This window comes from Mycobacterium sp. RTGN6 (genome assembly GCF_033804605.1).
In the GTDB taxonomy this organism is placed as follows: domain Bacteria; phylum Actinomycetota; class Actinomycetes; order Mycobacteriales; family Mycobacteriaceae; genus Mycobacterium.
Genome location: NZ_JAPZKZ010000006.1, coordinates 327,830 through 339,891, shown reverse-complemented (window position 1 = coordinate 339,891; position 12,062 = coordinate 327,830). Strand labels below are relative to the sequence as shown.

Sequence of the window (12,062 nt, the reverse complement as noted above, 5' to 3'; positions counted from 1 at the left end):
CACTACACCGCCTGCTGATCAGCACCCGTCAGCCGCTGGTGCAGTTCCCACGACGCGCGCTCGACCCAGTTCGTCAGCAGCTTCCCGTCGTCACGCACCGCCCACACTGCGGTGCCGGTCATCGCGATGTCTTGGTGGTCGGGTGCGGTGCCGAGGAAGCCGTTGTTCCTCCCGGTCAACAGCCATCGCGACGCGACGCGACTGCCGTCGGCGTTCTGGAACGACTCGACGGCTTCGAGGTGTAGGTCGTCGACATTCGCCAAGAAGCCCTCGATCCAGCGCTTGAAATTGTCGCGACCCTCGATGGTCACTCCGCCGGAGACGATGACGAAGTCGTCGACGACGAACCGGTCCACTGCCGATGCGTCGTGTGCGTTCCACACTTCGTCCCAAAACGAATGAACGATGGCTACAGAATCACGGGTGCTCATGTTTGGGTTAACGCGTCACGCCCCGCGAACAGTCCCCACTTATCCGCGCGGCTAGACGGTGTGAACGTCCGGTGTCCGAACATGCTCGGGGCGAAAGCCACGCCCGACGATGATCGGCGGAATGAACTGCAGCGGACCCCGGCCCACGATCTTCGGGATGCGAACCGGGGATAGGTCGCCGTTCAAGTTGGGCTCGATAGCTCTGTTTTGAATGAATACTTGACCCGCTTGGATGATCCGGGTAGGCAGCTCTCGCCGACGCTGCACCTTGGCGAGGTCTGAGGTGGTCAGTCGACCAGCGCGCAGCGGAGCGCACAGGATGTTCGCCGCGGCCACCGCATCGGCAACGGCGAGGTTGATCCCGATGCCGCCGATCGGTGACATCGCGTGAGCGGCATCGCCGATGCATAGCAGTCCCGGACGCCACCACGTCTTGAGCCGGTCCACCCGGACGTCGAGATGGCTCGTGTCGTCCCAGGAGCGTAGGTCGTCGACGTGTTCGCGCAGCTGCGGTCGCGCTGAGACCAGGCGCTGCTTGAACGCCTCCAGCGACCCGTCGCGGGGGTTCGCCCCCTTTGGCACGGGATACGCGATCTGCCAGTAGTCGCCTCGGTAGATCATGGCCATCATCAGGCCCCTACGGATTATCGCGAACAGCTCCTGCGGATCGCCCGGGCGCCACTTCAGACGAAACCACAGCACGTCCATCGGGGAGTGCGCAGCGGCCATCGGTAGCCCGGCCGCGGCCCGCACCGCCGAACTACGCCCGTCCGCGCCGGCGACCAATTCGGCACGCACCTCGAGTTCGGGTGTCCGCACCCCAACCACCCGATCGCCGTCGAAGATGAGATCTTTGACCTCGGCATTGCGGATCAGCGTGAATTCCGGGTAGGCAGAAGATTTTTCAGCAAGGAAGTCGAGGAAGTCCCACTGCGGCATCAACGCGATGTAGGGCTGCCTGAAGCCCAGCCGTTTGAGCGCACCGAAGTTGCCGACGGTACGAATGGCGCCGTCGGGGTCGACGGCGACACGGGTGACCTTGGTGTGCGGTAGGCGCAGAAACTCGTCGATGAGACCCAGCTCGTCGATGACCCGCATAGTGCTCGGATGCACGGTGTCGCCGCGGAAATCGCGCAGGAAGTCGCCGTGCTTCTCCAGGACCACAACCTGGATGCCAGCGCGAGCGAGCAGCAGGGCGTGAACGAGGCCCGCGGGCCCGCCACCGGCAACACACACCTGGGTCTTCAGCACCCGCGTCATGGTTCGACGCTACTAGGGATGGACCCGCCCCCGGTGCACCCCGAACACGCGTCGCAGCGCGACGAATCGCACCGAGGTCGCGACCAGGTTGGCCACCACGAGCACGGACAGTTCGAACTCCTTGCTCACCGTCGAGTCGAAGCGGTGCAGCACGAACAGTGACCCGCTGGTGATGGCCAGCCCGAACGCGAACACCAGCAGCCCGTGCACCTGATGGCGCGTGACCCCGGTTCGCCCACGCACGCCGAACGTGAACGCACGGTTGGCCGTCGTATTGGCGATGGCGGTCAGTAGCAACGCCACCAGGTTTGCGGCCTGCGCCCCCATCGTGGCGTGCAGGACGAGATACAGCAGCGCGTACGCCAGCGTGCTGACGACCCCGACGATCGCGAATCGGACCAGCTGACCCACCATGCCGGGCGGAACGCCGGGCACCAGCGGTTCACGGCCGAGGCTCGCCTGCAGTTCGCGCAGCGGTAGAGCGCCGGTGGCGAGCGCGCGGCCCACCCGCCAACAGCCCCGCAGGTCGTCGATCGCGGTGCCAATGATGTCGACGCGGGAATCGGGATCGTCGATCCAGTCGACGGGTACCTCGTGAATGCGCAGCCCGGCACGCTCGGCGATCACCAACAGCTCGGTGTCGAAGAACCACCCGGTGTCCGCCACGAACGGCAGCAGCTGGCGGGCGACGTCCGCGCGCATCGCCTTGAACCCGCACTGTGCGTCCGAGAACCGGGCCCCGAGCACGCTGCGGAGTATCAAGTTGTAACTGCGCGAGACGAATTCACGTTTGGGCCCCCGCACCACGCGCGACGACGCCGACAACCGGGACCCGATGGCGACGTCGGAGTGACCGGAGATCAGCGGCGCGACGAGGGGCATGAGCGCCGTCAGGTCGGTCGATAGGTCGACATCCATGTACGCGACCACCGTCGCCGGCGACGACGTCCACGCCGCCTGCAGTGCGCCGCCGCGCCCCTTCGCGTCCAGGTGGATGACGGCGACGTCGGGCAGTTCGTCGGCCAGCCGGCGCGCCACCTCCAGGGTGCCGTCGGTACTGGCGTTGTCGGCCACGGTGATTCGCGCGGGATAGGGCACTTCGTCGACGAGGAACTCGTGCAACCGCCGGACGCTGACCGGCAGGTCGCGTTCTTCGTTGTAGACGGGGATGACGATGTCCAGGACGTACTGGCGCGTGGAAATACCGGCCGGGCGGGAGGACGCCAGCTCGGTCATGCGTCCACCGTCGCCGAGCAAGCTGCCACACGTCTGACCCCGCACTGGGAACCTACTGAAAGCGCACGCCACCGCGGCCGCGCGGTCTGGCATGCTCGTCCGCATGGCTTCCGTGTTCACCAGGATCATCAACCGCGAACTGCCAGGGCGCTTCGTCTACGAGGACGACGACGTCGTCGCATTCCTCACCATCGAACCCATGACGCAGGGTCACACGCTGGTAGTGCCCCGCGAGGAGCTCGACAACTGGCAGGACGTCGACCCGTCCGCCTTCAACCGGGTGATGGCGGTGTCGCAGCGGATCGGCAAGGCCGTCTGCAAGGCGTTCGCAACCGAGCGGTCGGGCGTGATCATCGCCGGCCTGGAAGTGCCGCACCTGCACGTGCACGTCTTCCCCGCCCGCAACCTGGCCGACTTCGGCTTCGCCGGCGTCGACCGCAACCCGTCTGCGGAGTCGCTCGACGAGGCGCAGGCGAAGATCAAAGCGGCGCTGTCAGAACTGGATTGAGTGTCAGCCGACCGACACGGGCACGTCGGCGATGCGCGGTAAGTGAACGGAGAACCGGCAGCCCTCCCCCGGCGCCGTCGTGACGCTGACCGTGCCGCCGTGCGCGTACACGAGCGAGTCGACGATCGACAGGCCAAGGCCGGTGCCACCGCTTGCGCGCGCCCGCGACGAGTCCGCGCGGTAGAAGCGTTCGAAGACGCGGTGCGCATCGTCGAGGCTCATCCCGGGTCCCTCGTCGCACACCTCGATGATCGCCTCGTCGTCGTCGGTGCCCACCCGCACCGTGACGCCCGCGCTGTCCGGGGTGTGCTGCAACGCGTTGGCCACCAGGTTTCCCAGCACCTGCCGTAGCCGGGCCTCGTCCCCCAACACCTCCGGGGTTCCCGGCCCGTCGAACACCTCCATGGTGATCGACCGCTTCGGCGCGATGGACTGGGCGTCGTGGACGGCGTCGCTGGCCAGCGCCAGCAGGTCGACCCGGCGCTGCTCGAGCGGGCGCTGCGCGTCGAGTCGGGCCAGTAGCAGCAGGTCTTCGACGAGCAGCCCCATCCGCCTCGACTCGCTCTCGATGCGGCTCATCAGCAACTCGACGTCGCGGGCGGCGCCCTGGCGGTAGAGCTCGGCGAAGCCGCGGATGGTGGTCAGCGGCGTACGCAGTTCGTGACTGGCGTCGGTGATGAACCGCCTCATGCGGTCCTCGGAGGTGCGCGCGTGCTCCGCCGAAGCCTCGGACGAGGCTACCGCGCGCTGAATCTGCGCGAGCATTCCGTTGAGCGCCAACGAAAGTCGGCCGACCTCGGTGCGTGAGTCGCGTTGGGGTATTCGACGGTCGAGCTCGCCCGCGGCGATGGCCGCCGCCGTCTGCTCCACCTCCACGAGTGGCCGCAGGCTGCGGTGCACGACCGCGTAGCCGGCGATGCCGATCACCAACAGCACCACCGTGCCGATGCCCACCTGCGACCAGGTCAGCGCTCGCACCGTCGACGTCACGTCGGACAGGTCGATGGCAACGGTGGTGAGCTCGCCGCGCGGACCGCGCACCGTCATCGCACGCCATTGCACGGCGGAGTGATCGATCGACCCGACCGTGACGGGAACGGGCCCGACGTCGTTGTCGTCGGGCAGTGCGGGCTCGGCCTCGCGGTCGTTGACGGCCATCCAGATGCGCCCGTCCGGATCGATTCCCCGGACGTAGAAGTTCGACGGTGGTCTGGCCGGGTTGGGTCCCTCGATGGGGGTGTCGGGCATGCGTCGCGGCGCCTGGGCCCAGCCGCGCGAGGCGTCGAGCAGGGTCTGGTCAACCCGGTTGACGAGGCTGTGCTGCAGGATCGAGGTGACGGCGATACCCGAGGCCAGCAAGCCGCAGGCCACCAGGACGAGGGTCGCGGCCACCAGCCCGACCCGGAGCGGGACGCCCCGCCCGTGAAGTCTCGCCATGGCCCCTATTGTCTGCGAAAACTACCGCGGTTCGCGCAAAACGTACCCAACACCGCGCAGCGTGTGAAGCAGCCGCTTCTCTCCGGTGTCTACCTTGCGCCGCAGGTACGACACGTAGGACTCGACGACGTTGACGTCACCGCCGAAGTCGTAACGCCACACGTGGTCGAGGATCTTGGGCTTGGACAGCACCGTGCCCGCGTTGATGATGAAGTACCGCAGCAACGTGAACTCGGTGGGTGACAGCGCGACGGGCTCGCCGGCCTTCCACACCTCATGGGTGTCCTCGTCGAGTTCGATGTCGGCGAACGCCAGCCGCGCGTTGCGGGGCTCCTCCACGCCGCGCCCCGTCCGGCGCAGGATGACGCGAAGCCGCGCGACCACCTCTTCGAGGCTGAACGGCTTGGTCACGTAGTCGTCGCCACCGAGCGTGAGCCCGGTTATCTTGTCCTGCAACGTATCACGGGCGGTCAGGAACAACGCAGGAGCGTCGATGCCGTCGGCCCTCAGCCGGCGCAACACCCCGAAACCGTCCATGCCGGGCATCATCACGTCGAGGATGACGGCGTCGGGACGAATTTCGCGCGCCTTGTCCAGCGCGGCAGGGCCGTTCGAGGCGGTATGCACCTCGAAGCCCTGGAACTTCAAACTCACCGACAGGAGTTCGACGATGTTGGTCTCGTCGTCGACGACGAGGACCCTCGCCTCAGGGAGATTCTCGGGCAATGCAGCCATGGCCATGCAGTTAATGTCCTCCCACTCACTTGGAATCACCCTGCAGGGGAACTGTGAGCTTCCTGTGAGTTATTCACAGCCTGGTCTCAGCAACGCTCCAAGTAAATGTGACGGCGGCCATAGGATGTCCGCATGAATCTCGGAAAAGCCCTGGTCGACCTGGCTACCGCCCCGGCCCGCATCGGCCTGGCCGTAGCTGACGCCGGGCTGAACGTGGCCACCGGCGCCTTGGGAGTGGCCCAGCGCTCGCTCGGCGTGGCCGAGTCGAACCCAGGCGCCGGGTCCGTCGCGCAGATGCTGGGCATCGACGACGCGATCGTGCGGGCGAACAGGCTGGCCAAGCTGATGGATGAAGACCAGCCGCTGGGTCGGGCCCTGGCGCCCGACGGACCCGTCGACCGGCTGCTGCAGCCCGGAGGCCTGGTGGACAAGCTGACCATGCCGGGTGGCGTGATCGATCGGCTGACGCAGGAGAACAGCGGCCTGATGCGCGCCATCGAGCCGGGCGGCCTCGTCGACCAACTGCTGGCCGAGGACGGGTTGATCGAGCGGGTGTTGGCCGAGGACGGCGTGGCCGATCGGCTGCTGGCCGAGGGTGGCGTGATCGACACCCTCACCGCGAAGAATGGCCCGCTCGAGCAGCTCGCGACCGTGGCCGACACACTCAACCGACTGACGCCCGGGCTCGAGGCGTTGGAGCCGACGATCGAGGCGTTGCGTGAGGCAGTCATCGTGCTGAGCCAGGTGGTCAACCCGCTGAGCAACATCGCCGACCGGATCCCGTTCCCGGGCCGCCGCCCGAGGAGCCGTCCGCCATCACGGACCGTGACGTCGCAGCGCGTTATCGACGCCGACGAGTGACCCGATAAACTCGGGCCCCGCAGGCCTCCTTAGCTCAGTGGTAGAGCACCTGTCTTGTAAACAGGATGTCATCGGTTCAATCCCGATAGGGGGCTCCAACTTCCGACGCCGGCTGCTTGTCGGTGCCCGGTCGTAGCGTCGTACGCGTGAGACAGTGTCGCGGCTGTGGTTCGGAACTCTCGAAGCGCAGTCAAAAGGTCTACTGCGGCAATGCGTGTCAGGCGTCGCTCCGGCGCGACACCAGTACGAAGCGTTGGCTCGAATCCGGCGAGGCGTGGGTCGACGGCCGCCGCCGTCACTATATTTGCCAGTATCTCGCCGATGCCCAGTCGGGCTGCTGCGCGATCTGTAGCGGAGACAGCACGTGGTTGGGCCTGCCTCTCGCGTTGGTGTTGGACCACATCGATGGGAACCCGACCAACAATCGACGGGAAAACCTGCGGATGATCTGTCCGAATTGCGACTCACAGCTACCGACATATAAGGGTAGGAACCGCGGCAAACGGGCGCGCCTACCGCCGACAGCGATACGCCAACGGGCAGTCGTACTAGGCGACAGCACCGTGCACCTCATCTATCCGCCAGACAAACCCGAGGTCCGGGCAGTGGAACGCCATTTGGCCAACCCGACCCACCACCAGGCTATGGGTCCTTCAACATCGGGTCTCAGTCGTGTCCGACTCTGCTCGATCCGCCAGACAAAGACTGTCCGTAGCCTGGCTCAACGGGTGAGTGACTCCGGCAGGTTCTTGGGCCGGTAGGGATGCGCGGTGTCGCGCAGGCCTTCGATTCGGCGCAGCACGCTCGGGTGCACGACGTCGTCTGGCCGGATCGGGCGCGGGCGCCAGCCTCCCGCGAGCACCCACCACTTCGAGTTGGGTGTGATCACGCCCAGGGCTCGGTCGGGCGGCAGCTCCTCGCCGAGATCCACTCCGATCATTCGCCGGTACTTCGCCTCGTCCACGTCCATTCCAGCGGCGTGAGCTTCGGTCACCAGCCAACTGAACGGAATGTCGGGCAGCCGGTCGTCCGCTCGACTCATGCCGCCGACGTCGCCGTGCACGCCCGCGAACCACACCTCCTGGAAGTCGGGGGTGGCATCGGAGGCAGCATGAATCCGATACTCCGCGAACGGCCGTCGCCGCTCGTCGATCGCCATCCCGTGTCGCGCCGTCTGGACGTTCGCGATGTTGGCGGTGAACGGCCAGCGCGCCATCTCGATGCGCGCCTTGAGGTTCAGCCAGCCGACCGACTTGACCGTGTCCCACAGTCCCAGGAAGCGAATCTGCTTGGTGTGCTGAAAGGGGTTGGGGAAGTCGGGGTTTCCAAACGTCTTGCGGAAGTCCTCGCGAAGCCTCCAAAACTCGCGTTCGGCCTTCTTCGCGTCCACGCCCGGCGCCGTACTCGGATCGTTGGCTGGGCCGCTCTTCACGTAGAGCTTGAGCGCATAGGGAACCAGGTTGTCGGCGTCGGCATGCAACAGCCCGACCGTGCGCAACATCCCGGTGAGCGCCCGGGCGGTGTACGCCCCGCGCGAGAAGCCGAACACGAAAATGCGATCACCGCGGCGGTAGTGCTGGGCAAGCCAGGTGTACGCCTCTTCGATGTTGTCCTTGATCCCGTACCCGGCGATCATGCCGCCCGCCCGGGTCGCGGCACGCCCGAGCTGGGTCACCGCCGCCCGTGAACCCATGGTGCCGACCCCGGGGTCGTAGTACACCAACTGGCCATCGTGCTTCGCCGCAACGTCGAACAACCTCGCGACGTTGGTGACCCCGGATTCGGGCTCATTTGTCGTTCCGTCGAGACAGACGACGAGGTTTCGCCCCCGTGCGTCTGGACTGCCGTCGGTCATTGGCTCCCCCTGCCACGTGAACGGAATCCGTCGATAATCGAGGTTGTCACAACCCGATGCGATTCGCGTGAACGTCGGCCAAAGAGAACCGCCGTGCGGCAACCCGTTCTAGCGGCCCATGAGTTCGGCGATGTCGTCGTCGATGTCGACTTCCAGTGAGTTGAAGACTCGGGCCAACATGTCGTAGGCGCTGACGGTGCCGATCAGGTCGAGCACCTGCTGGGTGTCGAGCTCGGCGGTCAGCGCGTCCCAGGTCGGTCTGCTGATGCATGCGACCTCGATGAGCTCGTCGACGGCGCGCAACATCGCGGCGTCCAACCCACTCCAAAACGGCGCGTCGGGACCGTAGCCGATGCGGCTGATCTCCTCGTCGGTCAGGCCGGCGTCACGCGCCACGAACAGATGCTGCGCCCATTCGTAGCCGGACTTCCGCACCGCGGCCACCCGCATGACGATGAGCTCGCGCTGACGCTCGGACAGCGTGGTCGCCAAAAGGATGTGGCCGTTGAACGTGAAGAAGGCCTGCGCCAGCGCGGGGTGGTGGGCCAACGTGCCCAGCACGTTGAGCCCCTTCGGCCGATTCTCGGTCGGCATGCTTGGGTGGCGTTGATTGGGCGGGCGCAGAGCCGCCATCGCGGCGCGGAACTCCTTGGGCCATTCCTTGGGCGGCAGCGGCGAGATGCGTGGCATCCCTACAGTCTGCTTTCCCGGGTGGCTAACCGGCGATCTGCTCTTCGTCGGCGGTTCTGAACTCGCGACATTCGCATTGCCGGTACGGATGATCTTCGCCCGATCCGCCGCCGACGCCCTCGTCGACGTCTTCGCAGTCGCTACATCCGTGGCACACGTCGAACATCGAATGTTCGGGGTATCGATGGCCGCACAGGCATAGCTCGTCGTTTCCGTGACTCACCCGCACCCGCCCCCGTCAAACCGCATTCAGTCCCCTCACAGCTAATTGCCGCTGATGTCAATAACGAAGAATACACAAGGGTGACGCAGCTCGTTGCTCGTGTAAAGCACTTTGCCCTCGCGTGGCGCAGGCAGGCGCCAAGCTCAATTGGAAGTGGCAGATTTGGCCCGTTCGGTCCAGAGCCAAGCCTGGCGCACCCGATATGTTCGTTCGACGACCGTCCGACCAAGGAGGAAGCCGTGGCCGAAGCTGGGCTCTGGGTGGCATGGGGAATTCCGACCCGCGGACGCGAACGCCAAGCGCTCGAGATGCTCAAGCACACGATCACGGGCTACCTCGACGAGCTAGTGCGGAGCGACAGGATCGAGCGGTTCGACACGGCAATCCTCAAGCCACAGAGCACTGAACTCGGTGGCTTCATCCTGATTCAGGGCACCCGCGATCAACTCGCGTCGTTGCGTGGTGACCACGAGTTCGAGCGCTGGGCGACTCAGGTTCAACTCGTCGCCGACAAGGTCGGACTGGTGGATGCCTGGGTCGGTGACGGGATCTCCGACGCGTTCGAGCTGTACGAGGAAGCCCTGCGCAAGCTGGACTGACGCGCAATGCCGGCGAGACGCGTGTGAAAGTTGAGGCAATTTGCGAGTTTGCTCCCGACCCCTTCGCGGATGCGATTCAATTGCTTATTGACGGGGGAGGAGAACCAGCAGCCTCAACGAGGGGGACACCATGGGAGCCTCTGCATACGTCGGTCGAGTGGGCAGACTAGCCGTCGCCCTTGGGGTCGGCACCGCGATCGTGACGGGTCACGGCATCGCCAACGCCGACGGCACCGACACCACGACCAACACGTCGACGACCTCGGACACCGCGTCCACTACAGACGCGGCGGCCAACCCGAGCCCGGCGCCGTCGACCGCCGCCGAACCCCCCGCCACCGACAACGACGAGACGACGCCGACCAAGGCCACCGAACCCGTTGCGTCGGGCGAAGTGAGTGCGCAGACCAACACCGGGACGTCGCCCGGCGCCGAGCCAACCGAACCGGCCGAACCCACCAAGCCGACTGAACCGGCCGCCGAACCCGCGACGAAGCCCAACAAACCGTCGCGCTCCGCCGAGGACAAGACGTCCCAGGAGACCAAGGCGTCCGTCTCCGCCGTCGCCGCGGCATCCGAACCGGAATCCAAGTCAGCCAAGACACAGGACACAGAACCACCGGTCGCGGCGGCCCGAGCGGCGACTGTAGCCGAGCCGGAGCCTGTGACATCGGTGGCGTCGGTGACCACCTTCGCGTTGTCGTCGGCCACCGTGCAGCGCGTCGCCGTCGACCCGGAACCGGTTGCGGCACCGGCGAATCCGCTGACGATCATGACCAACCTCGTGACGAGCATCGTCGGCATGGTGCTGGGCCCCATCGCGGGCAGCGGGCCTGCGGCGCCTGCCGAACCCCCGATGGCATGGTCGCTACTCGCATTCGCCCGCCGCGAGTTCGAGAACTTCGTGTCCGCCGTCACCGGCGGAACGACGGCAGCCCCGACACCCTCCGTTCAGACCACCAGCCTGACCTATGCCGCCGCGGCCCTCGCCGCAGTACCCGTGTTCCCCAATGCCGGTGCGCAGGTGAGCCCGTCGACCAGCGTCGTTCAATGGCTAAGCGGCAACTACCAGATTCCCGGCAAGCCGTTCATCGCCGACACCCTGGCCCGCTTCGGCGTCTCCGGCACCGACGTCGGCACCATGTGGGACAACGGGATGGTCGACGACCCGACGACGCCGTACGACGAACACCAGGTGCTCATCGCCTTCGGCGACACCTTCGGCCTGCGCACCGTGCCGGGCGAGGACTGGCGGTTCAACGTCCTGATGCGCAGTTCCGACCACGTCCTCGGTGATGGGGTCGACGTTCCGGACGGCGAATTCGGCAACGGGAACTGGTACGGCGGAATGCCCCTGTGGGCCAACCCGCGTCCGGGTGTCTACGAGCAGTACGCGCGACGCATCATCAACCCCGAGGCGCTACCACCCGGTGCGCAGCCGGGCATCACCCTGATCCCGACCGCGGGCATCTCCATCGCGACACCGGGCACGAAGTACGGAGTCACGCAATACCTCAGCTTCATGTCCGTGACGAACTGGGGGTCGGCCGGTCAGTGGACGACCAACTTCTCCGGGATCGCCTACTCCGAGGACAACGGCGAGAACTGGAAGGTCGCACCGACTTCCATTCGGTACAACCAAGCGTGGGGTGGCGGCAACCAGAACTTCCAGCAGGCGGCGTTCGTAAAGCCGGGCGACGGGTACGTCTACGCCTACGGCACGCCGAACGGACGCCAGGGCGCGGCGTATCTGTCCCGCGTCCTCGAGAAGGACATCCTCGACGTCACGAAGTACGACTACTACAGCAAGGGCTCGGCGGGCGGGTGGTTCGGAATCGGCGCGACGCCCGCAGGCTGGTACCGGAACAACCCCGGCGCGGCCACCGCCGTCTTCGGCCAGGATCAGGGCGCCTGCGGTGTCGCCAATCCCGGCAACCAGGTCAGCGAGTTGTCCGTCCAGTACAACAAGCAACTCAACAAGTACGTCACGCTCTACGGCGACCAGTTCAACAACATCGTGATGCGGACGTCGGACACGCCGCAGGGCACGTGGTCGTCGGCGAAGGTGCTGATGGGCCAGCAGTCCGGCGGCATCTACGCGCCGATGATGCATCCGTGGTCACCATCGACCATGGGCACTGGAACCGACCTTTACTGGAACTTGTCGGTGTGGTCGGAGTACAACGTGATGCTCATGAAGACCGACCTCACGAAGGTGTAGGCACTC

Annotated in this window: 11 protein-coding genes, 1 tRNA gene and 1 pseudogene; 6 read left to right on the top strand and 7 right to left on the bottom strand. The window is 66.1% G+C overall.

The window, feature by feature from the left end; genetic code table 11:
- Positions 1 to 2: 2 nt before the first annotated feature.
- Genes SLQ33_RS17130 through SLQ33_RS17120 form a run of 3 tightly spaced genes read right to left on the bottom strand, consistent with a single transcriptional unit; the run spans position 3 to position 2,927 of the window.
- Positions 3 to 431: an ester cyclase gene (locus tag SLQ33_RS17130; protein ID WP_319455053.1), complete on the bottom strand. Its 429-nt coding sequence runs from the start codon at positions 429 to 431 to the stop codon at positions 3 to 5.
- 51 nt (positions 432 to 482) lie between these two features.
- On the bottom strand, positions 483 to 1,691 hold the full coding sequence (locus SLQ33_RS17125; protein ID WP_319455052.1) for an FAD-dependent oxidoreductase: 1,209 nt from the start codon (positions 1,689 to 1,691) through the stop codon (positions 483 to 485).
- A 12-nt stretch (positions 1,692 to 1,703) separates the two neighbouring features.
- Entirely contained in the window at positions 1,704 to 2,927 is a 1,224-nt protein-coding gene (locus SLQ33_RS17120) for a bifunctional glycosyltransferase family 2/GtrA family protein (protein ID WP_319455051.1), read from the bottom strand.
- A gap of 103 nt (positions 2,928 to 3,030) precedes the next feature.
- Here SLQ33_RS17120 and SLQ33_RS17115 point away from each other — a divergent pair, with 103 nt between their 5' ends.
- A complete protein-coding gene (locus tag SLQ33_RS17115; RefSeq protein ID WP_319455050.1) occupies positions 3,031 to 3,435 on the top strand; it encodes an HIT family protein in 405 nt (134 codons plus the stop codon).
- 3 nt (positions 3,436 to 3,438) lie between these two features.
- On the opposite strand, the gene SLQ33_RS17110 is transcribed toward SLQ33_RS17115, so the two are convergent.
- Together SLQ33_RS17110 and SLQ33_RS17105 are read right to left on the bottom strand one after the other, a co-directional pair.
- Positions 3,439 to 4,872, bottom strand: coding sequence for a HAMP domain-containing sensor histidine kinase (locus tag SLQ33_RS17110; protein WP_319455049.1), 1,434 nt, complete (start codon positions 4,870 to 4,872; stop codon positions 3,439 to 3,441).
- 21 nt (positions 4,873 to 4,893) lie between these two features.
- Positions 4,894 to 5,613: a response regulator transcription factor gene (locus SLQ33_RS17105; RefSeq protein ID WP_319455048.1), complete on the bottom strand. Its 720-nt coding sequence runs from the start codon at positions 5,611 to 5,613 to the stop codon at positions 4,894 to 4,896.
- Between the two features lie 126 nt (positions 5,614 to 5,739).
- Between SLQ33_RS17105 and SLQ33_RS17100 the strand changes: the two genes are divergently transcribed.
- The 3 genes and pseudogenes from SLQ33_RS17100 (at position 5,740) to SLQ33_RS17090 (ending at position 7,020) form a co-directional block, all read left to right on the top strand.
- Positions 5,740 to 6,468, top strand: coding sequence for a hypothetical protein (locus SLQ33_RS17100; RefSeq protein ID WP_319455047.1), 729 nt, complete (start codon positions 5,740 to 5,742; stop codon positions 6,466 to 6,468).
- 23 nt (positions 6,469 to 6,491) lie between these two features.
- Positions 6,492 to 6,566 (top strand) — tRNA-Thr (locus tag SLQ33_RS17095).
- 48 nt (positions 6,567 to 6,614) lie between these two features.
- Positions 6,615 to 7,020, top strand: a pseudogene (locus SLQ33_RS17090) (HNH endonuclease).
- A gap of 169 nt (positions 7,021 to 7,189) precedes the next feature.
- On the opposite strand, the gene SLQ33_RS17085 reads toward SLQ33_RS17090, so the two are convergent.
- Both SLQ33_RS17085 and SLQ33_RS17080 read right to left on the bottom strand, forming a co-directional pair.
- Complete coding sequence (locus SLQ33_RS17085; protein ID WP_319455046.1) at positions 7,190 to 8,323, bottom strand: DUF2235 domain-containing protein; 1,134 nt, start codon at positions 8,321 to 8,323, stop codon at positions 7,190 to 7,192.
- Between the two features lie 108 nt (positions 8,324 to 8,431).
- A complete protein-coding gene (locus SLQ33_RS17080; RefSeq protein WP_319455045.1) occupies positions 8,432 to 9,013 on the bottom strand; it encodes a carboxymuconolactone decarboxylase family protein in 582 nt (193 codons plus the stop codon).
- A 462-nt stretch (positions 9,014 to 9,475) separates the two neighbouring features.
- Here SLQ33_RS17080 and SLQ33_RS17075 point away from each other — a divergent pair, with 462 nt between their 5' ends.
- Both SLQ33_RS17075 and SLQ33_RS17070 read left to right on the top strand, forming a co-directional pair.
- Entirely contained in the window at positions 9,476 to 9,835 is a 360-nt protein-coding gene (locus SLQ33_RS17075) for a hypothetical protein (RefSeq protein ID WP_319455044.1), read from the top strand.
- 130 nt (positions 9,836 to 9,965) lie between these two features.
- Positions 9,966 to 12,056 (top strand): DUF4185 domain-containing protein, encoded by a 2,091-nt coding sequence (locus SLQ33_RS17070; protein WP_319455043.1) that lies wholly within the window; start codon positions 9,966 to 9,968, stop codon positions 12,054 to 12,056.
- Positions 12,057 to 12,062 lie beyond the last annotated feature (6 nt).